At 34.3% G+C, this 24,487-nt stretch carries 28 protein-coding genes; 12 read left to right on the top strand and 16 right to left on the bottom strand.

Annotation, left to right across the window (positions count from 1 at the left end):
* Positions 1-116: 116 nt before the first annotated feature.
* Positions 117-443, top strand: coding sequence for a hypothetical protein (locus Q7I96_05700; GenBank protein MDO9627103.1), 327 nt, complete (start codon positions 117-119; stop codon positions 441-443).
* Between the two features lie 5 nt (positions 444-448).
* On the opposite strand, the gene Q7I96_05695 is transcribed toward Q7I96_05700, so the two are convergent.
* Positions 449-1,282, bottom strand: a complete 834-nt coding sequence (locus tag Q7I96_05695; GenBank protein MDO9627102.1) for a carotenoid biosynthesis protein — start codon at positions 1,280-1,282, stop codon at positions 449-451.
* A 129-nt stretch (positions 1,283-1,411) separates the two neighbouring features.
* Between Q7I96_05695 and Q7I96_05690 the strand changes: the two genes are divergently transcribed.
* The gene (locus Q7I96_05690) at positions 1,412-2,167 is read left to right on the top strand and encodes an L-2-amino-thiazoline-4-carboxylic acid hydrolase (GenBank protein ID MDO9627101.1); all 756 of its coding nucleotides are present in this window, start codon (positions 1,412-1,414) and stop codon (positions 2,165-2,167) included.
* Positions 2,168-2,266: 99 nt separating this feature from the next.
* Here the strand turns inward: Q7I96_05690 and Q7I96_05685 are convergent, their stop codons facing one another.
* Positions 2,267-2,674, bottom strand: a complete 408-nt coding sequence (locus Q7I96_05685) for a hypothetical protein (GenBank protein ID MDO9627100.1) — start codon at positions 2,672-2,674, stop codon at positions 2,267-2,269.
* A 75-nt stretch (positions 2,675-2,749) separates the two neighbouring features.
* On the opposite strand from Q7I96_05685, the gene Q7I96_05680 reads away from it, so the two are divergent.
* Together Q7I96_05680 and Q7I96_05675 are read left to right on the top strand one after the other, a co-directional pair.
* Positions 2,750-2,872: a hypothetical protein gene (locus tag Q7I96_05680; protein MDO9627099.1), complete on the top strand. Its 123-nt coding sequence runs from the start codon at positions 2,750-2,752 to the stop codon at positions 2,870-2,872.
* Between the two features lie 249 nt (positions 2,873-3,121).
* A complete protein-coding gene (locus Q7I96_05675) occupies positions 3,122-3,367 on the top strand; it encodes a hypothetical protein (protein ID MDO9627098.1) in 246 nt (81 codons plus the stop codon).
* A gap of 242 nt (positions 3,368-3,609) precedes the next feature.
* Here the strand turns inward: Q7I96_05675 and Q7I96_05670 are convergent, their stop codons facing one another.
* The 3 genes from Q7I96_05670 to Q7I96_05660 all read right to left on the bottom strand — a co-directional run bounded on the left by Q7I96_05670 (position 3,610) and on the right by Q7I96_05660 (position 9,903).
* Positions 3,610-7,239 (bottom strand): hypothetical protein, encoded by a 3,630-nt coding sequence (locus tag Q7I96_05670; GenBank protein MDO9627097.1) that lies wholly within the window; start codon positions 7,237-7,239, stop codon positions 3,610-3,612.
* A gap of 430 nt (positions 7,240-7,669) precedes the next feature.
* On the bottom strand, positions 7,670-8,074 hold the full coding sequence (locus Q7I96_05665) for a hypothetical protein (GenBank protein ID MDO9627096.1): 405 nt from the start codon (positions 8,072-8,074) through the stop codon (positions 7,670-7,672).
* A gap of 188 nt (positions 8,075-8,262) precedes the next feature.
* Positions 8,263-9,903, bottom strand: a complete 1,641-nt coding sequence (locus Q7I96_05660) for a hypothetical protein (protein ID MDO9627095.1) — start codon at positions 9,901-9,903, stop codon at positions 8,263-8,265.
* Between the two features lie 332 nt (positions 9,904-10,235).
* Between Q7I96_05660 and Q7I96_05655 the strand changes: the two genes are divergently transcribed.
* The 4 genes from Q7I96_05655 to Q7I96_05640 all read left to right on the top strand — a co-directional run bounded on the left by Q7I96_05655 (position 10,236) and on the right by Q7I96_05640 (position 13,907).
* On the top strand, positions 10,236-10,619 hold the full coding sequence (locus tag Q7I96_05655) for a DUF5518 domain-containing protein (GenBank protein ID MDO9627094.1): 384 nt from the start codon (positions 10,236-10,238) through the stop codon (positions 10,617-10,619).
* Positions 10,620-10,691: 72 nt separating this feature from the next.
* A complete protein-coding gene (locus Q7I96_05650) occupies positions 10,692-11,555 on the top strand; it encodes an alpha/beta hydrolase (protein ID MDO9627093.1) in 864 nt (287 codons plus the stop codon).
* A 46-nt stretch (positions 11,556-11,601) separates the two neighbouring features.
* Complete coding sequence (locus Q7I96_05645) at positions 11,602-12,180, top strand: hypothetical protein (protein ID MDO9627092.1); 579 nt, start codon at positions 11,602-11,604, stop codon at positions 12,178-12,180.
* 272 nt (positions 12,181-12,452) lie between these two features.
* Positions 12,453-13,907 (top strand): tetratricopeptide repeat protein, encoded by a 1,455-nt coding sequence (locus tag Q7I96_05640; protein ID MDO9627091.1) that lies wholly within the window; start codon positions 12,453-12,455, stop codon positions 13,905-13,907.
* 79 nt (positions 13,908-13,986) lie between these two features.
* Here the strand turns inward: Q7I96_05640 and Q7I96_05635 are convergent, their stop codons facing one another.
* The 5 genes from Q7I96_05635 to Q7I96_05615 all read right to left on the bottom strand — a co-directional run bounded on the left by Q7I96_05635 (position 13,987) and on the right by Q7I96_05615 (position 17,786).
* Positions 13,987-14,583 carry a carboxymuconolactone decarboxylase family protein gene (locus Q7I96_05635; GenBank protein MDO9627090.1) on the bottom strand — a complete coding sequence of 199 codons (597 nt, stop codon included), beginning with the start codon at positions 14,581-14,583 and terminating at the stop codon, positions 13,987-13,989.
* 16 nt (positions 14,584-14,599) lie between these two features.
* Positions 14,600-15,379 carry a YoaP domain-containing protein gene (locus tag Q7I96_05630; protein MDO9627089.1) on the bottom strand — a complete coding sequence of 260 codons (780 nt, stop codon included), beginning with the start codon at positions 15,377-15,379 and terminating at the stop codon, positions 14,600-14,602.
* Between the two features lie 69 nt (positions 15,380-15,448).
* Positions 15,449-16,603 (bottom strand): hypothetical protein, encoded by a 1,155-nt coding sequence (locus Q7I96_05625; protein ID MDO9627088.1) that lies wholly within the window; start codon positions 16,601-16,603, stop codon positions 15,449-15,451.
* Between the two features lie 2 nt (positions 16,604-16,605).
* Positions 16,606-17,274, bottom strand: coding sequence for a hypothetical protein (locus Q7I96_05620; GenBank protein MDO9627087.1), 669 nt, complete (start codon positions 17,272-17,274; stop codon positions 16,606-16,608).
* Between the two features lie 227 nt (positions 17,275-17,501).
* A complete protein-coding gene (locus tag Q7I96_05615; GenBank protein ID MDO9627086.1) occupies positions 17,502-17,786 on the bottom strand; it encodes a hypothetical protein in 285 nt (94 codons plus the stop codon).
* A 97-nt stretch (positions 17,787-17,883) separates the two neighbouring features.
* Between Q7I96_05615 and Q7I96_05610 the strand changes: the two genes are divergently transcribed.
* Both Q7I96_05610 and Q7I96_05605 read left to right on the top strand, forming a co-directional pair.
* Complete coding sequence (locus tag Q7I96_05610; protein MDO9627085.1) at positions 17,884-18,258, top strand: DUF5518 domain-containing protein; 375 nt, start codon at positions 17,884-17,886, stop codon at positions 18,256-18,258.
* A 291-nt stretch (positions 18,259-18,549) separates the two neighbouring features.
* Positions 18,550-19,254: a DUF169 domain-containing protein gene (locus Q7I96_05605; GenBank protein ID MDO9627084.1), complete on the top strand. Its 705-nt coding sequence runs from the start codon at positions 18,550-18,552 to the stop codon at positions 19,252-19,254.
* Positions 19,255-19,396: 142 nt separating this feature from the next.
* Here the strand turns inward: Q7I96_05605 and Q7I96_05600 are convergent, their stop codons facing one another.
* Together Q7I96_05600 and Q7I96_05595 are read right to left on the bottom strand one after the other, a co-directional pair.
* On the bottom strand, positions 19,397-19,765 hold the full coding sequence (locus tag Q7I96_05600) for a hypothetical protein (protein ID MDO9627083.1): 369 nt from the start codon (positions 19,763-19,765) through the stop codon (positions 19,397-19,399).
* Positions 19,762-20,076 carry a hypothetical protein gene (locus tag Q7I96_05595; protein ID MDO9627082.1) on the bottom strand — a complete coding sequence of 105 codons (315 nt, stop codon included), beginning with the start codon at positions 20,074-20,076 and terminating at the stop codon, positions 19,762-19,764. The genes Q7I96_05600 and Q7I96_05595 overlap by 4 nt, the downstream gene beginning before the upstream one ends.
* Positions 20,077-20,216: 140 nt before the next feature.
* Between Q7I96_05595 and Q7I96_05590 the strand changes: the two genes are divergently transcribed.
* On the top strand, positions 20,217-21,218 hold the full coding sequence (locus Q7I96_05590; protein MDO9627081.1) for an NAD(P)/FAD-dependent oxidoreductase: 1,002 nt from the start codon (positions 20,217-20,219) through the stop codon (positions 21,216-21,218).
* On the opposite strand, the gene Q7I96_05585 is transcribed toward Q7I96_05590, so the two are convergent.
* The 4 genes from Q7I96_05585 to Q7I96_05570 all read right to left on the bottom strand — a co-directional run bounded on the left by Q7I96_05585 (position 21,209) and on the right by Q7I96_05570 (position 23,566).
* Positions 21,209-21,499, bottom strand: coding sequence for an alpha/beta hydrolase (locus Q7I96_05585; protein ID MDO9627080.1), 291 nt, complete (start codon positions 21,497-21,499; stop codon positions 21,209-21,211). The genes Q7I96_05590 and Q7I96_05585 overlap by 10 nt on opposite strands.
* The gene (locus Q7I96_05580) at positions 21,471-21,695 is read right to left on the bottom strand and encodes an alpha/beta fold hydrolase (GenBank protein ID MDO9627079.1); all 225 of its coding nucleotides are present in this window, start codon (positions 21,693-21,695) and stop codon (positions 21,471-21,473) included. Before Q7I96_05580 ends, Q7I96_05585 begins: the two co-directional genes overlap by 29 nt.
* A gap of 159 nt (positions 21,696-21,854) precedes the next feature.
* Entirely contained in the window at positions 21,855-23,219 is a 1,365-nt protein-coding gene (locus Q7I96_05575; protein MDO9627078.1) for a hypothetical protein, read from the bottom strand.
* Positions 23,220-23,425: 206 nt separating this feature from the next.
* Positions 23,426-23,566, bottom strand: a complete 141-nt coding sequence (locus Q7I96_05570) for a hypothetical protein (protein ID MDO9627077.1) — start codon at positions 23,564-23,566, stop codon at positions 23,426-23,428.
* 187 nt (positions 23,567-23,753) lie between these two features.
* Between Q7I96_05570 and Q7I96_05565 the strand changes: the two genes are divergently transcribed.
* On the top strand, positions 23,754-24,305 hold the full coding sequence (locus tag Q7I96_05565; protein MDO9627076.1) for a hypothetical protein: 552 nt from the start codon (positions 23,754-23,756) through the stop codon (positions 24,303-24,305).
* The last annotated feature ends 182 nt before the right edge of the window (positions 24,306-24,487 follow it).

Raw genomic sequence — 24,487 nt, 5'->3', positions numbered from 1 at the left:
GATATTAGCTATTTTAAAATTTAACTATTTTTAGGAATTAATTTGGCCATTAATCAATATATATGGTAATTAATTCTGGGCAAGATTTATAAATTAATATATTCATAAAAAAAGTGATGAAAAGAATTACTAAAAAGCCTTGGTTTATTTCTGCCTCCAAAGAAATTAAGTGGAAAGATAGGGGACGTCCAATAACCTGGCAGGGATGGGCCTTTACAATTTTTTACGTTATTCTTATGATTACTTTAGTTTTATACTCGCCATTTTTCTCAAATGAATATGATATATTCTACCCTTTGCTATTTGGACTTAGCATGCTCCCATATCTTATAGTTGTTCGATTAACTTCTGATACGGATAATAGTCCTTCTGGAATTACCAGTGCCGAGATAAGTAGGATACTTAAAGAAAAAAAGGATGAAATAGCATTTTCTGAATATTAAATTTTTTAACTCAACTCTTTTTTGTTCATAATGTTAACCATGGCCAATATGGCCACAAATACCATGGTGAAAACCGTGATCAGGGCCATGGATATAGTAATGTCATTGTACTGGTAGAAAACGGATAATATTGTTCCCAGGGCAGTTATGCCATAAATAACTGCTGCTTCAATCCAATAAGGTTTATTAGATATTTTAGAAAGTTTTTCTGGTTTTAAAATATCGTATCTGGATATATACAGTGCAAATATCTGGAAGAATAGATATACTACTAAAAACCATCCAAAGAAGTTGGATATGGGGACTCCGAAGTAGGCTCCGGGTGTTGTCCAGACCCAGAGGCCCTGTAAAGTTGATGAAATAGGGTCCACCGTCAAATCCCACATTACCATGAGAAATGCCGCTACGAATGGCACTATAAATACTTGTTTTCCTTGAAGTTTTTTAGCATATTGGTCCGTTAATACATGGGCCAACATCCAGGCCAGATAACCTATGGCAAAATAGGCAAATATTATGATTAGGGGCACGGTTAAGAGTCCCAGGCTGGGGGAATAATGATAAAAACCAAAGGGGAAACCGGTAGCTATACTCAGATTTTCAAAAAAGAAACTAACGGCCCAGGTGATCAGGAAAAATATAGCAATGTTTTTTCCACCATATCGTTCTCTTCCATGAAATACTGCTAGAATAAAGAGAAGAGCAGTTACCAGGAAAGAATCCAGTGCCAGTAAGTTAGAGTTTTTATAGGTGAAAATTAAAAGAACATTAACCATTAAAAATATGAATATTAAAGACCACCTGAGTTTGCTAAAATTTTTAAAATTTTCCTTAAACATTATAATCCCCTAGAAATAATTTTATAATTCTCAATACTCCTAATTTTATTTTATAAATTTATTCTTCTATTCGAATATTAATAACTCAGCATAATAGTTCTTAATTTTCTATGATTTTTAATTATAATAATGTTTACTGTAATTAGAATACAGTTTAATGGAAATATTTCGCAAGTTCTTTATGATATTAACTACAAATTAAATACTATGACAGGTTATTCTGCAGAAGAAAAATCTAAACTCTTAATAGAATTTGAGAGCTTTAATAAGGCCATTAAACAGTTCATAGGGAAAAAATTTGGTGATGACTTTGCAAAAACTGCTGCTCTTCAAATAAAAAAAGAATATAATTCTCTTCTAGAAGATATGCCATATATTGGAGGTTCTGATAATCCATTAACTATCACTATTACCTCTACCACCCAATATTTGGCTGTTTACTTGGTTTTAAAAAGAAGGGGAAAAGATTTGAAGGATATTGGTGAAATCTGCTACAGGCATGCTGATGATTTTTTTAAAAATAACTCTGATGAGATAGCGCCCATGGATAATCCTCAAGTTATAGGATTTCTTAAATATATGGCCAGTGAATCGGAAAATAGAATATATCCTGGAGATTTTGTTTTTGAATTTGTGGAAGGGGAAGACTTTGATTTTGGTCTGGACTTTGAAGAATGTGCTATATGCAAATTTTTCCATGAGAAAGGGGCTGATGAATTTGTTCCCTACATGTGTGCTACGGATATTCCTGAGAGTAAATATGGTGGCTTGGGCCTAAAAAGGACAATGACTCTGGCCGAGGGTGCTGATAAGTGTGATTTCAGGTATAAAAAAGGGGACAAGACTGAGATTGTTTCTACAGTGATTAATGAGGATGATTTTTAATTAATTAGAAAAATTTCATATTATTTTAATATTTAAGAATAGTACTTTAATTTTTAAAAAATAAAAAAAGAAAGAAAACTAGTAGTTATTTAATTTTTTTTATCGCAGTGCTGGTTTTCGTACAATCCTGACTGATTTGGTGAAGGTCAGGTTTATGAAGGTAACTGTTGTTTGTGGTTTAACAATAAATAACCAGTTTATACCACTTCCATTAATGATGGAGCCGGCATGGATTTGACCAATAAGGGTCATGTTCCGGCCGAGATCGATATTGGTATTATTATCTCCAGAATACTGGCCATCAGCAATCTTTACAGCCCCATCAGTGTTTACAGTTCCTGTAACATTTTTAATAGTGAGTTTAGGCCCACTGGTACCATTGAATACGGCAGATAATCCGTCGTTATCATCATTACCACTGGTGGCATTAACATAAATGTTATCACCGGAGGCAGCTGAAGCAGCACCCATACCTGCCACAAAAACCAGAGACAAAATTAGTAACAATAAAGGAACTGCAATTTTAAACTTATTTAATGATTGGTTTTCATTAGCTTGTTTTTTGATCTTTTCACCTCCTTTATGCTGGATCGATTTATAGAATTGAGTGTCCAGGGTAATGGCACACTTTCTAAAAATAGCAATGAAAGTGAATCCACCATCAATAATGGTGAAGAAAAAATTCTATTATACTGGTTAATATGATTAAAACTAATATTGAATTATTTACTAATTAAATCACGGATAATAATATTAAACTAACTTATATTTTTTATTATTCAATTTAAAGCAAAATTAGAATATTAATATGGAAATAAAATAATATAATTGTTTTCTTTAAATAATTTATTAGTATTTTATTTTGGCCAATGCATTATAATCAGAAAAATAATAAATGTATTAGGAATAAAAATAAGAAAAGTATTTTTAGGATTTTCTAGGAATGGTGTATATATGATTAATAATGACATATTGAAAGAATTTGAAGCTACAAAAGAGTATGAAGAATGGCAAGAATCACTATTTGCCATTATTGGATATACTATGGATGAAAAAATTAATGATGAAGAATTGGCCGGAGAATTAATGGCGGATCATCTTAAGGCAAGTCTCGAATTAGGGAAAGGATTAGAACTGGCAAAATACGAATCAGGAAAAAAGATGAGTGATGAGTTTCTGCGAGAAAGCCACGGGGAATGATAATCGATAAAATAGCTGATAGAAACTCAGAATAAATCATAAAGTACATAATTTGAGCATATTTTTTATTTTAAAAGAATATAATTTAATATTCTTTCTTATTTGCTCTATTTAGGGATCTATCTAAATTCAGGAGTAATAATGCTTTTTTCTTAACTATCATCTGGTATCTAGATTTAATAAAGATTTTAACATCTATCTCAGCATTGAAAAATAAAATAAAAAATAAAAAAAGAGTATTTTTATTTTCTTTTAGGAACTACTAATCCACTTATAATAAGCAATATGGCCATTATAAGGTAATTCAATGGTATTCCGGTGTTTTGCATGGATACGGTGCTTGTTGCGTTTACTGTTGTGTTTTTGATGGGATCTGTGCTTATTATTAGTGGAGTTACTCCTTCAGTATTGGTATTGTAGGTTGCAGAATCAATATGGGCATTGAATGAACTGTTACCGATGGCATTGTTTTTTCCAGTTATGTGGAGGTAAGGATCACCCACTTCCACGGTGTTTAGTATCCAGGTTATGGTATTCGTGTTTTTATTGTAGTTCCAGGTTCCATCACCACTAATATTTGATATTTCAAATCCTTTTGGCAGAGGGATAGTAACTGTAACCTCATCTGCATTATCTGGTCCATAGTTACCGAGCTTGTAGCTTACTGTGAAGAACTCACCTATGGTCGGATTATTGTTACTTGAGCGTATATGAAGATAGAGGTCTGCTTTAGGCACATATATTGTGGCATTTACAGAATCTATGGTGTCTGGATCTGTTTGTGTTTGGTTTATTATACTTGCACTGTTTGTAGTGTTTTTACCAGCTATTATGGCTGTGACCTTACCCATTAAACTTAGTGTGGCTGTTTCACCACTGCTAAGATTTAATGCCCATATTCCACCACTGTAGTTTCCTTTGGATGGATTTATGCCCACATCTGAGAATCCATGGGGCATAATGTCATGTATCAGAATATTAGTTGCATCACTGGGCCCATTGTTATGTGCAGTTACGGTGAAGAGGACTATTTCTCCCACATTAGGCCTGGTCTTATCCACAATCTTGGTTAAATCTACATCAGCTATTGTATCAACTGTAGTGGTCACTATGGGTGATGGTGTGATGTTTCCAAGAGTATCTGAAGTTGCAGTAGCATTGTTCTGGAAAGTTGTTCCATTAAGTGTACTGGAGGGTATTGTTCCATTGATGTGAATGGTTCTAGATTCTCCTGCAGGTATATTTCCCAGGTTGAAGGAATCGTGGCTGACTCCTTGGAGTATGGGGGGAATATTGTCTATTATTTGCACATTTTCTGCTGGGTCCGGGCCGTTGTTAGTAACCGTTATGGTGTAAGTGATTTTTGTTCCTGCTGTAGCTTCGATAGGGCCTGTTTTGGTGACAGTTAAGTTTGCTACTTTGTTGATATTGATATAAGCAGCTTCCAGAGCATCAGTAGTGTAACTATCAGCAATTGCATTAACTCTAACACTTGAAGGGGCTGGCCCTTCATTAGCAAAGAATGTTACTGGAGTTATAGCTCCGTTTATGGTGTTTAGCATGATTGAATGTTGTCCAACATTGTTTAAGCTACCCCAAGGTACTTCCAGTGTTATAAACCCATCGGGTATTTGCCCACCACTTAAAAGGTCACCACCATTGATGTGGTTTAAATCAGCAGTAATCATTGATGTTTCACCATTATTGATGGTGTTAGGGGTTGCATTAACTGTTAAAATAACCCAGGGATTGGCATACACTGAACAAGATTCCACATAAATTAAGTTTGCTATAGTCATGGGATTGCTATTATTTCCCCACCAGTTATTGGTGGCATTTACTGTATGGTTGTAGCAGTAAAGGGCCGTTCCGTTGTTGTTTGCTATGTTTTTAACAATCCTGTTGAAATGGATCTCAACAGTACTGTTATGACAGTAAATAGCTCCACCATTTGTTGCGGTGTTTCCGATTAAATTACTCTTAGTCAGAGTAAAATTGCACCAATAATTACTGATAGCTCCTCCTTCACCATTTGCCGTGTTATTGGTGAAATCACTGTAACTTATCGTACAATTACCTCCCGTGGCAATGGCCCCGCCGTCTCGGGCCTGGTTATTAGTAAAAGTACCATTAGTAACAGTTAAATTACAAAAAGCTCCATTGAAGATAGCACCACCAAAAATAGCAGCAACATTATTTATAAACTTACAGTCAGTAACTGAACAGTCAATAAAACCTCCATTTATGTAATTTAAAATAGCACCACCATTCAACGAAGCGGTGTTATTGGTGAAATCACATTTATTTACATTGCTGGTAATTAAAGCGGCACTAATAATAGATATATTGCTTATAATACCTCCATAGGACTCTGTCCCTGTAGCGGAATTATTATCAAAGGTACATCCGCTAACTGTACTGGTCATGGATCCTAAAGCAAGAGTACAGACATTAGATATGGCAGCAGCATCCATCGCAGTATTACCGGTGAAATTTGAACCAGTCACCGTGCTCATAACATATCCTGTGGTAGAAGGATCACAGATATTGGCTATGGCACCGCCATGATAAGTAGCAGTGTTTTCTGTGAATTTACTGTCTGTCACAGTACTAATAACTGAACCCGATCCCGACCCAAATACTGGGACAAATAGGTAATTGGCAACTGCACCACCATAATTAGCATTATTACTTGTGAAAGTACAATTGGTAATAGTGTTAATGGCACTCTGCCATGTACTGCCACTAATACTGGATATAGCACCTCCATAATTAGCCGTGTTATCTGTGAAAGTACTATCGGTAATTGCACATGTACTTTCTATATTGCTAATGGCGCCACCATAAGTATTAGCTCCAGTTAAACTGTTGTTTGTGAAAGTACAGCTATTAACTGTTAAATTACCATGATTTGCGATTGCACCACCGGAATTATAAGTGGCCCAACCCTGCCCTGTTGCTTCTATTACTAGGTTGTTGGTAAAATTACAGTTATTAACTATTAAATCAGAATCCTGCCCATTAGATATGGCTCCACCACCACCAATAGCAGTGTTAGTTGTGAAATTACAACCATTTACAGTATTTATTACAGAACCAGCACCAAGAACTCCATTACTGATTGCACCACCACCGGAACTTGCAGTGTTGTTAATAAAACTACAATTACTTATATTATTAATAATTGAGCCAGAAGCATAAATGATGATATTACTGATTGCACCACCACCCGATTCTGCTGTGTTATTAGTAAAACTACAATTGGTTATTGTATTAATAATGGAATCAGAACTTGAATAGAGAAAATTAATTAATGCACCACCATATTCTGCAGTATTATTAGTAAAACTACAATCTACAATATCTAAATTCGCAAAATTGCTAATGGCGCCACCATAATTACCATTATTACTTGTGAAAGTACAATTTTCGGCGATTAAAGTACCATTATTTATGATAGCACCACCTAAATCAGTTGAATTTCCATTGGTAAATGTTAAATTCTGGATTAAAACACTAACTCCAGTTTTAATATTGAATATCCAGTTGGTGTTGGTTCCATTAATTATGGTATTTGCCTGACTTTCACCTTTAATAACCATATTCTTTTCAAGGGTGATTCCAGTATTGTTTGTCCCATTGTATTGTCCATTTGCAATATTAACTAATCCATTAGAGTTTACTGTTCCAGTAGCATTTTTAATAGATAATTTAGCTGTGGCTGGGGTGAAACCGTCATTGTCATCACTTCCTGATGAACCATTAACATAAATAACATCACCCTCAGCAGCATAAGCAGAATTTGCCAATATGAGCGTAAAAAATAAAGTCGCTGCAATTAATAGAATACCTTTTGGTAGGTTTCTTTTCATTTTTTCACCTCCTTTGTGAATATAAATTTTTAAGACAATTATTAAGTGTTCTATAGTGATAGTGCACTTTTAAGAAGATAAAGAAGTGAAAAAATCTTATCAATAACAGGATAATTTGTTATATTATTATTTGATTCTTATACTAATTATTTTAGTATGCTGTTTTCGGGGTTATTAATTAATTATAAATAAATATTCTTTAGATTAAATTCATGAAATATATTATTAATTAGTTTTATCTAAAATAAAAGATTGTAAAATAAGATTGGAAATGAAGGAAACTAACTATAGAAAATTGTTTTAATGCCTTTAATTTTATAATGCAAGCTTTTAAACAATTTTTATTAAAAAAATAAAAAAAATGAAGACTTGAATAATAGTTAAAAATTTTAATCAGAAGCAATTTAACTGCAAAAATGGATAATGGATATTAAATATCTGTGAAGACTGCAGTAGCACCGCCCCATGGAGCAGAAGTACTTTGTGAAGCGAGTTTTTTCCCACCTTTAGTTATTGAAACAGTTAGAACCTCATTACCGCCCTCTGTTTTACGGGCAGAAGCAGTTACTGACCCAGTTACATTGCCTATACTATTTTTTTCATTTCCAGTACCTGCTAGTGAACGATATCCGAATGGGCCACTTACATCAACTGCCCAACTACCAGAATAATTTACCACAATATCAACATTATCTGAAGCTGAAACATTTGTTGTATTAGAACTAGATAAGTTGGTAGTGGAATTACCATTATTATCATTATTTGAAATACATCCCGATAAGGCCACAACAAAACAAATAACCAAAACTATTAAACCTATTTGAAGTTTTTTCACTTTTATCCCCTTCTTGAATATTTTATCTATGATTATTATTACAAAGTTATTATAATTATAATTATCTTTATCTGATTTTTTAGAATTTCCCTTCTAGATATTACTTAATAAAAAATATTCAGGGGTTTCATATTCAAAAAGTGCTGATTTAATTAATTTTAAAAAATAAAAAAAGAAAAAGAGTAGTTTTATTTTCTTTTAGGAACTATTAGTCCACCAATAACCATTAAAATGGCTAAAACCAGATATTGTACTTGAATTCCAGTAGTTTGCATTCCGACGGTCTTTTGTGTTGTAGCTGCTTTAGTAATGGTCACATTAGTCCTTAAAGTCTGACTATCCAGAGTTGCAGATGTCCATGCTTCACCAGCAGCATCATCTCCACGTAGTATTGCCGTGGCCACACCATTAATGGTTTCAATAACCACTGATTTACTACCCACATTACCTAAAGTTGTAGTAAATGTAACCATAGTACCATCCGGCAAATGTCCTGCCGCAGGATTGTGGAACACGCCATGGGAATCATATCTAAAATCAGCAATCAAATTAGAAGCCTGTCCCTGCTTAATAATGGTTGGATTAGCACTATACCTCATAACCAGCCAGGGATCATAGCTCACAGAACCATTAATCAACGTGGAAAAAACTGGATTATTTGAACCCCACCAATTATAAATGGCATTCACTGAACCAGAACTACATTCAACAGCATTAGGAGTGTTGTTGAATATGCGATTAAAGTTCGCAGTTAGAGTACCAGATACTTCTCCTAATTGATCATTGAATATTGCTCCACTCTGAGTAGCGGTGTTCTGCTGAAGTGTACTGCTTGTAATGGTTAAGTTACCATAATTGTAAATAGCTCCACCTTTAAGAGCACTGTTATTCTGGATATTGCTACCAGTAATGGTTGTAGTGCCCATAATGTTATGTATTCCACCACCCGAAAGTTCGGCAGTGTTATCTTGAATGCTACAATCAGTGACCATTAAATTATTCCAATTGGCTATTCCACCACCCATAGGGGCAGTATTGTCCTTTATGATACTGTCCGTAATGGTTAAACTCTCAAAGTTATCTATTCCTCCACCATTACTACCCTGGTTTTGTTGAATGGTACTTCCAGTGATGGTTAATTCTCCATCATTGAGTATTCCTCCACCACCTGCAGCCTGATTCTGTTGTATGATGCTATCAATAATGGCCATAGTATCCAGGTTATATATTCCTCCACCAAAAGACGGAGCTGTGTTCTGCTGAATAGTACTGCTCCTAATAACCAAATCACCACGGTTGGATATTGCCCCACCATTTCCTTCTGCGTTATTGTTGGTGAATATACAATTAGTAATGTTTAAGTTACCATAATTGTAAATAGCTCCACCTTCACCGGTGGCATTGTTGTTGGTGAATTTACAGTTGATTATCTGAGTAGGTTGGGATTGTGTTCCACCTCTATTTGAGAGACCTGCCCCTCTACCATTGAATGTTCCATTATGGTATCCATTGGTAATAGTCAAACCCTGCAGTTTTACATTGTTAACACCAGTTAGTACTTCAATTACTCTATCATTATTCTGAGCATCGATAATTACATCATCAGGGTTGTTGGTAGCTCCTTTGAACGTTAATTCTTTATTAATCTTGATTCCACTTTGATTATAAGCTCCAGTATTCAGAATAATAGTATCTCCAGAAGCCGCATTATTTATGGCGTCTTGTATGCTATCTTCAGGATTTATAGTTACATTGGCAGCACTTATAGTGGGTATTGATAAAAATAGTGTAAATAAAAAGGTTAAAATCACGAGATTTCTTGTTTTCAACTTTTTTTCACCTCCTTCATGATTTATAATTTTATAATTATATACTATTATTATCGATATACCTATTATTTTTTACTAAAAAATTATCAATATGACTATTATAACGATAAAAAGGAGTTATTAAATCATGAATGTACAGGAATTAGGTGTAAGGGGTGCTGGGCCTGCTGGGGGTGGCCTTCGAGGAGGCTATAATCTTTAAAAAATTTTTTCTACAGGTTATGTGGCTGGGGACAGTGCTGGTGGGGGACGGGAGTCATAGATTATAGATTAATTATTATGAACCATAAAATACAGAATAAAAGATGCATTGAAATTGGAGTTGATTAAAAATGGATTGGAAAACTATTGGAATAGGTGCGTTCGTTAATGCCGCTTTAACTATTTGCTTGTCATGGATATTCTTACCATTATTCTTTTTAGGCCCTATTGCAGGTGGATTCATAACATCTTACCTCAGTAAAGGATTTGAAGACTATGAGGTAATGGATGAAAAAGATGGGGCCGTAGTAGGGACCATGTCTGGAATAATTGGAGGTATATTAATATGTTTATTATTAATTATGGGTCTGGGGAATATGGGTGCTATTACTGGATTTGTATCTACAGGAATAGGTTTAATAGTAACCGCATATATTATAATTCAATTATCAGTTATGGTAAGCCTAATTTTAGGTTTAATAGGGGGAATCTTGGGTGTGGTCGTTAAAAAGTAAAGAGGTGTGATTTAAGTACTAGATAAGATATTTAATTAAGATTTCATAGTTTAAATAAAATGGGCGTTATTTATGAATGAAAAAAAATTATACACCAAGGATTCTGTAACATCTTATGACGGCACTAAAATTGGATACCGACAAATAGGCAGTGGCCCAGGTATTATTCTTCTGCACGGAGGAATAAATGCATCCCAACACCTTATGAAGCTTGCTACTTTACTCTCAGATGAGTTTACAGTATATATTCCTGACCGTAGGGGGCGTGGGATGAGTGGACCAAGTAATAATTACTGCATAGAAAAGGAAGATGAAGACCTGGATGCCATCATTAAAAAAACTGGTTCAAACTATGTCTTTGGAACGGCTGACGGTGCTTTATTTGCACTGCATGCTGCAATCTCTAATTCAGATATCCATAAAGTTGTGGCCTATGAACCCCTCATCTTCTTTGGACAACCAGGGATTGAAGAATTCAAAACCATCATCCAGCACTATGATGGGTACATGGCCCAGGGTGACGTGGCTGCGGCCATGGAAAGTTTAACCAAGGATTCTAAGAAATATATGGTGATTAATATAGCTCCTGATTTTATTCTGGTTCCTATTTTCAAATTGGCACTAAAATTGGATGCCCGTAAAGTCAAGGGTGATGATGTATCTCTCCAAGAGCTTCTCCCTACATTACACGACGAACTGGAAATCGTTCAAAAAACAGAAGGAACACTCGATAACTACAAAAAGGTTTTTGCAAAAGTATTATTACTGGGCGGCAGCAAAACGGAACCCATGTTAAAAGAAACCCTCCAGGCTCTGGATAAAATAGTCCCTCATTCTCATTTGGTGGAGCTGGAAGGATTAAACCATGGATCTGCACAGGACTATGGTAATCCCGAGCCCATTGCACAGGAAATAAAGACTTTTTTGGAGAAATAAAATAGCCATAACTTAAAAAATAAGCAAATAATAACGAATGATAAACATGCTAATCAAAAATAAAAAACTGGCCATTATTGCCGCAATTTTAACATTTATAGCATCATCAGTGCTATTCACGAGCATTATACTTTATGTTGTTAAAATACCTCTCTCCGCCCTATGGGATGGCCAAAATCAACTCTATTTCTTCACCGGAATATTACTGGCCGGGGCCTGTGCATCCATTGTTTATGGTCGGGGCGGCACTGAAAAGGCAGCAAGGGCGGTCCAAGTTGTGGACGAAATGATGGGAATAGATGTAGATAAAAAGGATATGTGGAGAATATTGCGGGCCGTGGAGCAAATGCCTCCTTTCGCGGTGGATAAATACGTTTCAGGTAATATAAATGGTGTAGAGTGGTTTGAAGACCAGATAATAGATTATAAAACTAAACTTAATGATGAAGACCTTTTAAAAATAAGGAAAGTCCTGGAAATGCCGGTGGGGGAACTTCAAAAGGTAATGGAAAAGCTCTATGAGGAAACCAATTTGGAGCAATTTAGAATACTGGCCCAACCAGATGCTGAGGAATTAATTACCATTAACCTGCAGGAACTTAAAAAGATTCTATTTGCGGAATAAATCTTTATAAGAGTATTAACTTAAATAATATTTTTTCAATTAAAAAAACTTTTTTATAAACCTAAGCTGGAGAAACACTTTAAATTAATATAAACTGGAAATACTCCGCTCCACTCTTTTTTTTAAATATCGGTTAAAATAAATTTTTACTAAATAAGTATGAATTATAGTCCAATCCAGATTTCAATCACTGAAAAATGCTTAGTATTCTTAAATAAAGTTTTTATATTACTTTTAACAACTTTATTTTATAATTTTAATAAGGTGTCTTAATGGGTTTATTTGATAGATTAAAAAACGCAGCTTCAATAAATAATAAAGGTATTGAATTATCAAAACAAGGAAAATATGAAGAAGCAATGCAATACTATGAAAAAGCTTTAAAATTAGATCCAAAATTAGAAAAAGCATGGTATAACAAAGGTTTAGCTCTTAAAAACCTTGAAGACTATAAAGAAGCATTATATTGCTTTGATAGAGCTATTGAAATAGATCCTAAGTTTATACGTGCTTGGAGTTTTAAAGGAGAAATCCTTGGAATTATGGGTAAATATGGGGAAACTTTTAGTTGTTTTGATAAAACACTTGAATTACACCCAGAACATGTGAACATACTAACTGAAAAGAGCTTCTGGTTAGGAGTAACAGGACAATATGAAGAAGCGCTTGAAACAGTTAATCATGCTATAGAAATAGATCCAAAATTTGCCCCGGCATGGATCAATAAGGGATTGCTATTAATTAAGCTTGAAAAGTATCAAGAAGCTGAAGAATCATTTAATAAAGGATTAGAATTAGACCATGATGCCACCAGTACAATAGTTAATAATGGATTTATTCTTTGTAAACTTGAAAAGAATGAAGAAGCTTTAGATTGTTTTAATAAATCCCTGGAATTAGATTCATGTAATATTGTAGCATTAAGTAACAAAGGCGCAATTTTATATGCTCTCCAAAAGTTTGATGAATCTTTGGAGTGCTATGAAAAGTATCTGGAACTGGATCCTTTTAATTTTGAAATAATTCATAGTAGGGGGGAAATTTATGAAAAGCTTGGTAGATACGATGAAGCCATAAAATGCTATGATATGAGTGGTGCGTCATTTAAAAAAGGTCTTTGTTTAAATAAAACAAAAAGATATGAAGAAGCACTAAAAACTTATAATTTAATCTTGAAATCTCCACATTCCAATACTGAAATAATATTATACCACAAGGGAATAACCCTTCAAAACCTGGAAAATCACAAAGAAGCGTTGAAATGTTTTGAAAATGTATTAAAAATAGATCCAGATTGTGAAAAGGCCAAAAAACTTGCAGAGGAAACAAAAGAAATTTTAGACAAAAATAATGAAGTTTTAGATGATACTGATTTTAATCCAAATGGAAAAATTGAAGAAAAAATAAATAATGAAATAGAAACCCTACCAAATGAATTAGAATATATAAAATTGGATGTTCTTGAAGAAGAACTAAATGAAGTGGATAAAGTTGAAAAGAAACCGAAAATATCCAGACTTACAAAATTACAGTTAAAAATGTTAAATAAATCATTGGATATGGATCCACTTCATGCTGGAACATGGTATGACAAAGGAGTTATCCTTAGAGAGATTGGAGAATATGATGAAGCACTGGAATGTTTTGAAACTGCTTTAGCACTAAAACCGGGGTATAAAAAAGCTTTAAAAGCTAAACAAAAAATTTTAAACTATATTAATAATTAATTTTAATTCATTTCCAGCATTGAATTTAAAATCAAAAGTAGATTATAATTTGATTAAAATAAAAGGTTTAATGAAAATTTTAAAAGCTAATCACTGGTTTTCTAAACAAATTCGAGATTAAAGCATGAATAAGAGCAACAGGTATTAAAGCCGTGCCTAAAATCATACGGGCCTCATATAAAAAACTACTTCTTGGATCCGACCTTCCTTTCAGCCGGTTAAAAAAAGAACTCCAGGCAATACCATAAGCATTTCCCATCATGATAGTCCGAATAGAACCAAGAATTCCTAGGGCCCGGGAAGTCCCATAGATTTTTACAATACGCTGCCAGGATTCCTCAGTAGGGTGGCCACGGGTATCGGCATAATGCTGGGCAAACATGACGGCGGCAAGTTCATCATCAGGTATATCATCCATAATCCCGGCCAGCAAATTATGGATTTCTTCGCCGCTCATTCCACTCTCCAAGGCCCTTTTGGTGTGGGCGTAAGAACAGATGGCACAGTCATTGACTTCAGTAACTGCCAGCATGATCCTTTCTATGAATTTAGTGTCTAGTCCCTGGTTCTTTTTGGCCGAAGATAAGTACTTCATGGTCCTTATTCCGTGGTAAAAGATCCAGTAAGATTCCTGCACGGAATAAAGTTTTTTACCAATTTTAGTTTCAGTTTGCATGTTTATAAAAAAATCTTCAGGGGAGTACTTTTTTCATTATATTCTCAAATCGGGTCTTGCTAATGGGATGATAACTTAATATTTCACCCTCATAGATAAGACTGAATGATCCGAAAGCACAGGGTGAATTTTGAACATCAGGGGCATCCTTTAAATCAACCAGATTGGTTTCTAGTTTGAATTTATTTTTTGCAGTTTCTATAATCGCATTAACATTTTTTTCAGTGTAGGGGCATTGTACTGAGCGGAGGATGGTCAATCCATTAGAGTATTCTTTTAAAGACTCTCCCATATCTTCCCGGAATCTGGGATCGGGTGATTTTTCATCAAACTTCTTTACCAACAAATCAAAATCCGGTTTAACACTATCCACTATCTGAAAACCTTTATTCAGGAATATATCATTACCTACCATGAAGGGGCCTTTTCTGGTGACTACGGCCACTCCCCGCATTTCCTTATCCTGGGCCTCTTTAATACATTCATCCAGTAGCCGGGAAGCCATTCCTTGACCTTTAAATTCTTTTCGGAACCCTACAAAAATGCAGTGGATAAACAAGTACCCCTTGGCTTCCACCGGGCGGTGAGCATATTCTCCAGGAATGTATTCCAGCATTCCCTGATAACCGCCCTTTTCAGACATTACTATCTTAATTCGCAATCCTTTAGGGTAATATTCCTGGAACCACTCAATTTTTTTCCTTAATTCCAAGTGTTTTTTCAGATCTTTGTACCCGCAAACACCATAATCTGATATATTATCTGGATTCAGATCTATTATCTCTATGTCGCCCATGTTATTTTCTCCTAGATTTTCAGTCGATGAAACATATAGAAAGTCTGTTTTGATTGTATAACAATCCCCTTACTCATTGTGGGATTTATTAAAAAATTGATCCCATTTTTCCTCTCCAAAAATCGCTATGAACTTCTTTTTATCCTCAGAAGAATATTGGAAAGCTTCAGGTCGCTTATACCTCTTTTTAGAATATATGGCTTCTGCTTCGTAAATTAAATCCACATCTGGTTTGTTAAAGGGCTTGCATTGATGGTAAACTCTTTTTATTAAGTCCAGGGTTTCATCGGAATACCATACTCGGTTAGCTCCATATTCATTCAGGAAGGTTTCGTGGGTAAATATGTCATCCCAACCCATCTGGAAGTATTCATGGAATATTTTCTCCCGGGCCTTTAGTATTCCAGGATTGCATTCCTGGGTACGTTTAATATTTCGCATAGTGTAAGATTTACCCCTCATATCTGTCCAACGTTTATCATAGGGTGCAAAATTACAGAAAGAATCCAGCCAGTCATATACATTCTCAACCATCTTCCCCCATAACCTTATAATCATATCCCACTGATTAATAGTAGGAGCATACTCCCAATCTATCTTTTGTCTTTCTAGTCCAAATTCAAAACTATCCGCCACCTTAAAGGGTGAACTGGCTGCCAGTTCATCGTGAATTCGGAGGATTTTTTTGTGTTTTTCAACCTCCAGTGGCAGGTGCATAAATTCCGCGAACATTTTATCAGAAATTATAGATTCCCTCACCACCAGATCACCTTGCAAGATCTGGAAAAGACCGGTCTCCTCAGCAGTTCTTAAAAATGCAGGATAGGATATATCCGATTTTCCAATTTCAATTAAGTCCTGAATGGGTCTTTTAAGTATTTCATAATTAGGATGACCCTCCAGACTTTTGATGGAAGTCTCATAGGCCTCCAGTGTTTTCTCCATGAGCAACTCATCGCCCCCATCCGCAGAGTATTCCCCTTTCACCATGGCCGTCATGGTTTCGGAATAGGCATTGCTGAACTTGATGAATAGATTTTCAGTGGTGAGTTGTGCTGTAAAACTGACTACATCATTAGTTTCCTGGGCCAATGTTTCCATCCTGCCAAGAGCTTCGCCCATTTTTTGGAATGATTCGCCGGTTGCACTTTTCTCTTCCATTTCCAAGTACATGTTGCGGTAGGTGTCCAGTATGGTATTGGCCATTTCTTTATCCACAGGCATTTTTAGATCCCCCGGTAAGTTTTAAACTGTTTTATTTTTTTTTCCAGCACTTCATGGGGGATGGGGATGAGTCTTCGGTGTCTTTCCTCCCATATAAGATCCGATTGGTACTGCCACGGGGGATCCCATTTCTGGGCCTGAGGAAGCATTGCATCTTCCCATTGCTTATTACCCTGTTTTATGAGTTCCTGAGGATTTTCCTGATTTATTTCATTTTTCCATTCATCAGGAACCTCTGCAGATTGGTAAACCTCTATTTCTTCCAGAATCATCAAATCATATCTGATTTGGTCAGTGAATAAGTCCAGAGTAACTTCCACATTCACATCACCCTCAATCTCAGATACAGTATTTATCAGTTCAACATCTGTTTTTAGAGAATCAACGATATCAAGAATCCGTGAAGGAGCATGTAGACGTATTTCCTCTTTTAATTCTATTAATAAATTTTTTCGTGCAGTTTCCTGGTCTTTTACCAAGGCTATGGCATTTTTAACAGCCAGGTTTCCCCATTCAACCTTTTGACCGAATTCTTCAAGATCTTCCGATTCAGATATCGCATCATATAATGCTTTTTCAGATTTGTATGAATAAGGATATAATAAGTTATTTTCATATTTCTTTAATCTTGATTCATAATATTTCACATATTCCTGGTGCCTCTGGTTCATCGTGAAAACCCTCCATTACCCAATTATTTTATTATTTATCATGTTTTAATAATAAAAACGTGTGTTGATTAAATATTCTTTTAAATTAAACTTAAAACCATGTGTATAAAATATAACTATTGTTTAATGAAATGATAAATAATAAAACCACAGTTTTGCCTTGATTTTTATGATATCCCTATCTAAAAGACTTAATATTGGTATTAATTCTGTTTCTGGGATTATTTTTATCCATCACGGGCCTCCACCACCGTACCGGAAATGGGAGCATAAATAGGTTTTCCATAGCAGTAACAATCACTTAAATGTACCTTACCCAGAATATAACTCAAAGTACTCTTTTTATAAAATTTAAGGGGTTTATGGGCCCAATCAACCTGTAAAAGATCGAAGGCATAAGTCTGTGCAAAATAATCCGTGCCGTGACTGGGAACTTTACTATCTGGACTATTTAAGACCATCCACTCCCCTTTTAATGGTGATTCTATGGGTATAGGTCCGGTATCTTTCATAAAGTTTTATTTATTTAAAAGGAGTATTTAGTTATTATGAAAAAAACTTTATTAATCCACAATAGATTATAACCATGGTTTAAAAGGTGGTTATAATATGGTGGAAATAAACTGGGTTACGGTAAGAAATGGTTTGTTGTTATCCTTAATCCTGTGGATTATTCTTCGAGAATTTGCAGGAGATATTGGAGGACTTGTTGGATTTCTGGCAGCAACAATATATGTCGGTTACAAAGCTAACGAAGGTTATATGGACGGTGCCGCACACGGAGCACTTGTGGGTATCGTTGGAGGTATCGTCGGTGGATCGATTATACTTATTTTATACCTTATAGGATTAGGGGATACTGCAAAACAGCTCTGGCCAGTTACCGGAGTAATGGAGGCAATTATAGTTATAATCTTGTATGGTATTATTGGAGGAATTGGTGGTACTATTGGTTCTGCCATCAAAAGGCTGATTAACCGATAATGTCCATCTTTCAAGAGAGGTTTTTACGGTCTTTGCTAGTTTAAATTATAAATACTTCTCATAGTAACCTTTTATTTTTTTAAAATCAATTTAATATTGTTTAAATGTATTAATAGCATAAAAAGAGATAATTTTTATGAACCGGTCGCTAGTTGGTTACCTAGTTTTTTTTCAAAAAAATAGATTGGAGGCCGGAATTCTATTCCTTTTTTGAATAAATTAATTAGTTTAAAGGTATATACCATAAACATAGACTAAATTAATTATTTTTTAAGCGGGAGATGGGTTTAAATGAGCTATAAAGAACAGGCAGATGTTTTTAAAAAGGTTTTTGGATTAAAATATGAACCTATGGCGATTTCTTTTACTAATGATGAAATTAAATCTGGCCGATATGAAAAAATATCCATTTGTAAAGCAATGAAACTGGCAGCTGAGGGTGAGAGCTTTATAATTGATGAAGATGTTTCGACCTGCCCAGGTGGTAATCACTACTGCGGTTTTAGCGAGCCTTTTGCTGGAAAACAAAAAAGAAAATTGCAGAAATTCCTCACTAAGGGTGAGAAACTTACCGGATCCATTGTTAGTTTTGAGAGAATGAGAAAATTAGCAATACCACCGGCCACGGATTTATCTGATAGAATTGTAATATGCCCCTTAGACAAGGCAGAAATAAGGCCAGATATGATTTTATTTTTATGCAATGCTGAGGTGGCCTGTCGCCTTATAACCTTAGACACTTATTGGGATGGCCTATCACCACAACAGCAAATAATAGGGGCCTTATGTCATTCGGCCATAGTCTATACTATCATGAGTGGGAATACCAATATGACTGTGGGAGACTGGACGGCCAGAAGCCATCAAGGTTTTGATCCAGATGTGGTCTTTTTATCAGTACCATATGAACGCATACACAATTTAATAGCCGCTATACCGCATTGCTCGGCCGGAAATGGTGAGGTGGATATTCCTGAAGAATTCCGGTCTGATTAATATTTTATTTTTTAAAGAACAATTATAACCTTGCTACTTTTCATAAAATAACTATTTTTAATCTGGAAATGATTATAACAAATTCAAATAATAGGGATATAAAATATGTAATTAATCTTCATTTTCCATTTTATACCATTATTTATTGAATTCTCTCACCAAGAATTATTTTTGGAGCTTTAACCAGACACCTATTAAATTCTTTAAAGAAATTCTCAAGGCCAGATTTAGTAGCCTTTCCATGAGTTATCTCATTGTCTAATTCCCAGTATAACACATAAGTGTAAAATTTAGGCTTTCGAGTTAATTTAATAGGTGGCTTTCCATTTTTAGCATCACTAAAACTTCCCGGCCGGTGCGTTCGTCTCATATACCTAACATCTTTAACTCCAGGGAATTCGCTGTGATGCTTAAGAACCTTTTTAATTAATGCCTCAAATTCTTCAGTTTTATCTGGTTTAACTTCATATAAACAAACTTCAACAAATGAATCTTCTTTATAAGTATTCATACAATTACCCCGGTTAAATATCCGATAACTGCCCCACCTACTATACCAATAATTAAAATGGGGGCATAAGTTCTACTTATGATTGCTGAGGGAAGGGAAAGACCAATACCAAGTAAAGCTCCAGCAATGATGGGATTAATTCCAAGGACAACATTTGGAATTATGAAACCTATCATGAAACGATCTATAAATGCTCCGGCCATTGCATCTCTTCTTTCGCCTGAATTTTCAAACTTCAAGGGTATCATTATCAATACCGACACAATTCCAAATATTATTCCCACTATTATTCCAAAAATAACACTATTCATATTCTAAACACCTTTTACAAGAATTAATAATAGATTTTTTATTCCATTTTATATTGCTTTGTTATTAATTTATATAATAATCTTACTAAAATAAAATGGAATGAAGTGTTTATAATCTATAATTCTGGAGGAAATCATAATTGTACGATGTCATAGTAATCGGGGTCGGGCCTGCAGGCTGTATGGCTGCTAAGAAAACCGCAGAAGCTGGACTAAATGTTTTACTGGTGGAGAAGAAGTCATTACCTCGGGAAAAGTCCTGTTCAGGAATTCTAATCCAGAAATCAATTAAAGTAGTGGAAAAAGAATTCGGAAAAATACCAGAAAGGATCTTCTCACAGCCCGTCCTTAATCAGGGAATCATCATCACCAATGAAGAGGGTCAGGTTTATCCTTACCAGAGTGAGGGTTACAATATCTGGAGAAACACCTTTGATGAGTGGCTGGCCCTAAATGCTGAGAAGGCCGGTGCTGAGCTTAGAACATCCACCAAGGTTATGGGTTGTGAAGAAAAAGAGGACCACGTACTGGTCCAATTGGAAGATTATACCGAAAAGGCCCGCTGGGTCATTGCCTGTGATGGGGCAGGTAGTAGAATTAAAAGGAATATTTTGGAGGTAGATGGGGATTATATCATCACTTACCAGACCTTTTGCAGGGGTTTGATAGATCTGGGCAGTGCATTTTTCCACGCCTTTTTAGATACTTCCCTTTCCCAGTACGATGCCTGGTTCAATGTGAAAGATGACTATCTTGTTATAGGTGTGGGAGTTAAAGATTCATCTAAAATGAAAGAATATCATGCTAATTTTGTTTCTTATCTGGAATCCAATTTTAATTTAAAAATAGAATCAGTTGAGAAAGAAGAAACAGGATTAATGCCCCATATTCGATCTGGATTTAATGTAGACTTAGGGAAGGGCCGACTGCTCTTTGCAGGCGAAGCGGCTAATTTATTGAATCCTATTGGTGAGGGAATTTCCATTGCCCTGGCCAGTGGCTACTGTGCTGGTGAGGCCGTTATTGGTGGTAGTGATGTTCTTAAGGGTTATAATGATGCTTTGCAGGGTGAAATTGATTATATGGTGAGACAGTGGAGATTTCTAGGGAATATTTCGGAGCTTGGTTTTGATTATCGGTAAATACACTTTCTGGTAATTCGGGGTAGGGCAAAGAAGGCAAAATGCCGGATATAGGGATTCATTTTAACTTCTTTCCATGTTTCAACCAAGGGAATGGCCGTATTCATAATCACGGCCTGGGATATATTTTCTGGAAAATTTCTTAAAAAAGAATAGGTGACCATACCGCCTAAGTCATGGCCTACTAAAGTTACATTATTTAGATTAAAGTGATGAATCAAATCCTGAATAAAACTGGCTATGGTAAATTTATCACTGGAACAATTGACTGGATTTCCCAACTCCAGGCATATCCAGAGATAAAATATGATAATTTTCTTTTAATAGGGCCATTACATCGGCAAAGCTACCCCAGTTTTCAGGATAACCATGCAGAAATAGAATAGTTGGCCTTTTGTTATCTCCAGCTTCAATGATATGAGTTGAAATTCCATTGATGTCAATTTGCTGGTGCTGGAAAGTGTTTTCTATGGCCATGATATTTTATTGTGATTAGGTTTGTGATATATTTTCTTCTGAGAATTCTAACTTGACTATTTGCAGCAGGTTGTATTTTTGTAGATTAAAAAATGAGCTTAGTGATTGATGGATGTCTGGTTAATAAATTTAAATTGTTTAGTGTAATATACAATATTTTTAATCAAGTATTTCTTTTTTAGATTCGAATATATTCAGAAATGGTTCTCCTTTGTATCCGAGAATCGTTAAAATTATTCTATCTAATAAATAAATTAATCTATTTAATTCATTATTAATTTCAATATTTCTTTCATTTCCACTAGAGTTAATGATTTTTGGGAATTTTCCAGTATGAGCTATTTTATTTCTAATCTGTATAAAATCACGATCGAATTTTGTGAGTTTTATTGAAAATCGTGTATCTTTACTGAAAGCCGTTAATTTATCATCCATGGTAGGGTGTGGATATGATATTTTATCTGCGATTTCATCTGCGATTTCCTCATATTCCTCCAAACCTTTATTTTCAAGTACCCTTTTTATTTTGTTGATGTTTTGTTTGAGTATACTATTACTAAGACTATTTTCTTCTTCTACACAAATTTCCTCATATCCGGTTAATATTGTTTCTAGGCCTGTTACAAACAATAAAAAACTCAAATCACTATATTTTTGGGAAAAAGCTTCTAAATAAAAGGATATAAAAATATTTAAACCGAATTTATTAATATACTCTAAATATTTTGGATAGCATACTTCTAAGTAATTTCTGAGATCACAATCATCTAAATTATTTGAATCAATGATATCTTTTTCTTTATTAAATTCTTGAGTAAATACTGGTCTTAAAATAGTTTTAAATAATTTTTTATTAGCATAATAATCTTCATATATTGGACTTATACGATTTCGACAAGAATAAGATAATAAATCAGTTAAAATTTTAATCATATTTGGGAAATTTTTTTCTTTATTTTTATGTAAAGTTGTAGTTGCCTCGGAGGTTACAAGAATCTTTTTTTTATTTTCTTTAAGAGATTCTATCTTTTCCCCATAATTTTCATTATGAATAAAAAATATTTCAAACTCATCTATTTTGGCTTTAAAGCTATCAAAAGGATTTACAACGTTATTACACCCTCTAAAAATAAAATTAGTTAGCCCTGAGGAAATTGTAATTTCATCTGATTTTGTTTCTCCAAAGATGATTTCAATAGGCTCAAATATCTTTAAAACAAACTTAAATTTTAAATGTTTGTCTTTTTTATAATCTATTTTAATACTATTAAGATATGATTTTTCTATTTTAATTTTTCCTTCAGGGTCGTGAATATTCCCATCTATATCTACTTTAATAATTTTTTCTTGAAATTCATTGAATAAATCAGCAATTTCAGGTGAGGGATGATTTAAGTAAGCTTCAATTATTATATTAGCATTTGAATATTGCAATAAATTAAAATCTAATTCGATTTTGATTCTTTTGCTCAGAATAAAATCAAAAGTACCCTTGCCCTTGTATTTCTTCACAGTTTCTATCATACTATTACATTATGTCGATAAGAGTAATAATTTTATTCATTATCAAAAATGTGTAATATTAAGATTTAAAAAATAACAATTTTTAATTCAAAATAAAAAAATACGCCGGAACTGAGATTTGAACCCAGGCGGAGAGAGTCTCCACTGGATTTCAAGTTCCGGCATATCCAGAGATAAAATATGATAATTTTCTTTTAATCGGGCCATTACATCTGAGAAGCCATACAGTTCAGGATAACCATGAAGAAATAGAATAGTTGGCCTTTTGTTGTTTCAAGCTTCAATGATATTGGTTGAAATCCAGTGATATCAATTTTCTGGTGCTTGAAAGTATTTTTTATGGCCATGATATTTTATTGTGATTAGGTTTGTGATATTTTTCTTCTTCAATGTTTAGCTTGACTGCTAGCCAAAGATCCTGATTTAGATCCCTTAAACTATTATTCATATAAAACATCATGGTTACTTATTACTAAAAAGCATATTTTAAATATTTCAAAATTTAATTAAGATTATTATTATGGGGGATCTATTTTGTGTGTAAAAACTAGTTTGGACCTTAACCATTTCATGACAACGGAAATTAAAGAACTTTTAAGAGAAGTTGAATCTCTTGATTCAGAAAATTTGATTATAATTAATGAAATGTGTGATAAAGAATTATTAAAACAATCAGCGGGTGCTGCTGTTCATAGAGATACTAATGGTAATGATATTATATCTTTAGATCCAAAACGTGCAGATGAACATGCTTTAGCTCATGAAATCATGCATATTAAATTGCATCGTTCTGGATGGTCTCAGATATATTCAATGATACCTGATAACTTTGCAAGAAACTTAGCTGATAAAATGGACAACTTAATAGATCATCATGTTTTCTATCCCGAGCTAAAAAGTACTGGAATTGATATTTCAGGCTATTTGGATACTTTCACAGTTGGTTTTGATTATTGGACACGTTCTGAGGATAAAGAATTAGATATATTAAATAATGGATTAGATGCCTGTCAGGGGCTTCTATTTGGTGAACCATATAAAACTAGAACTATAGAATCCATCGAAAAAAATATCCTGAAAGCCTAAAATTAGCCATTGAACTAGAAGAAATAATAACTTCTAAAAATATTAACAAAAAAAATATTAGGAAAATCAGTGTTTCATTATTAGATTTCCTTAATGGATGTGTACAGAAAGAAAATAAGGAGGTACCTAATTTACGTCGAATTATTGGCATTAGTCCTCTGTTTACTGAAGAGGAACTTAAT

The organism is Methanobacteriaceae archaeon (assembly GCA_030656015.1).
In the GTDB taxonomy this organism is placed as follows: Archaea; Methanobacteriota; Methanobacteria; order Methanobacteriales; family Methanobacteriaceae; genus UBA349.
The sequence above is the reverse complement of the archived record's forward strand: the minus strand, read 5'-3'. Positions and strand labels throughout refer to the sequence as shown.

Excerpts from the sequence above, each read along its gene's own strand:
- Q7I96_05700 (MDO9627103.1), top strand. The coding sequence starts at position 117 with ATGAAAAGAATTACTAAAAAGCCTTGGTTTATTTCTGCCTCCAAAGAA.
- Q7I96_05695 (MDO9627102.1), bottom strand. The coding sequence starts at position 1,282 with ATGTTTAAGGAAAATTTTAAAAATTTTAGCAAACTCAGGTGGTCTTTA.
- Q7I96_05690 (MDO9627101.1), top strand. The coding sequence starts at position 1,412 with ATGTTTACTGTAATTAGAATACAGTTTAATGGAAATATTTCGCAAGTT.
- Q7I96_05680 (MDO9627099.1), top strand. The coding sequence starts at position 2,750 with ATGCTGGATCGATTTATAGAATTGAGTGTCCAGGGTAATGGCACACTT.
- Q7I96_05675 (MDO9627098.1), top strand. The coding sequence starts at position 3,122 with ATGATTAATAATGACATATTGAAAGAATTTGAAGCTACAAAAGAGTAT.
- Q7I96_05670 (MDO9627097.1), bottom strand. The coding sequence starts at position 7,239 with ATGAAAAGAAACCTACCAAAAGGTATTCTATTAATTGCAGCGACTTTA.
- Q7I96_05655 (MDO9627094.1), top strand. The coding sequence starts at position 10,236 with ATGGATTGGAAAACTATTGGAATAGGTGCGTTCGTTAATGCCGCTTTA.
- Q7I96_05650 (MDO9627093.1), top strand. The coding sequence starts at position 10,692 with ATGAATGAAAAAAAATTATACACCAAGGATTCTGTAACATCTTATGAC.
- Q7I96_05645 (MDO9627092.1), top strand. The coding sequence starts at position 11,602 with ATGCTAATCAAAAATAAAAAACTGGCCATTATTGCCGCAATTTTAACA.
- Q7I96_05640 (MDO9627091.1), top strand. The coding sequence starts at position 12,453 with ATGGGTTTATTTGATAGATTAAAAAACGCAGCTTCAATAAATAATAAA.
- Q7I96_05635 (MDO9627090.1), bottom strand. The coding sequence starts at position 14,583 with ATGCAAACTGAAACTAAAATTGGTAAAAAACTTTATTCCGTGCAGGAA.
- Q7I96_05630 (MDO9627089.1), bottom strand. The coding sequence starts at position 15,379 with ATGGGCGACATAGAGATAATAGATCTGAATCCAGATAATATATCAGAT.
- Q7I96_05625 (MDO9627088.1), bottom strand. The coding sequence starts at position 16,603 with ATGCCTGTGGATAAAGAAATGGCCAATACCATACTGGACACCTACCGC.
- Q7I96_05620 (MDO9627087.1), bottom strand. The coding sequence starts at position 17,274 with ATGAACCAGAGGCACCAGGAATATGTGAAATATTATGAATCAAGATTA.
- Q7I96_05615 (MDO9627086.1), bottom strand. The coding sequence starts at position 17,786 with ATGAAAGATACCGGACCTATACCCATAGAATCACCATTAAAAGGGGAG.
- Q7I96_05610 (MDO9627085.1), top strand. The coding sequence starts at position 17,884 with ATGGTGGAAATAAACTGGGTTACGGTAAGAAATGGTTTGTTGTTATCC.
- Q7I96_05605 (MDO9627084.1), top strand. The coding sequence starts at position 18,550 with ATGAGCTATAAAGAACAGGCAGATGTTTTTAAAAAGGTTTTTGGATTA.
- Q7I96_05600 (MDO9627083.1), bottom strand. The coding sequence starts at position 19,765 with ATGAATACTTATAAAGAAGATTCATTTGTTGAAGTTTGTTTATATGAA.
- Q7I96_05595 (MDO9627082.1), bottom strand. The coding sequence starts at position 20,076 with ATGAATAGTGTTATTTTTGGAATAATAGTGGGAATAATATTTGGAATT.
- Q7I96_05580 (MDO9627079.1), bottom strand. The coding sequence starts at position 21,695 with ATGGCCATAGAAAACACTTTCCAGCACCAGCAAATTGACATCAATGGA.
- Q7I96_05575 (MDO9627078.1), bottom strand. The coding sequence starts at position 23,219 with ATGATAGAAACTGTGAAGAAATACAAGGGCAAGGGTACTTTTGATTTT.
- Q7I96_05570 (MDO9627077.1), bottom strand. The coding sequence starts at position 23,566 with ATGGCCATAAAAAATACTTTCAAGCACCAGAAAATTGATATCACTGGA.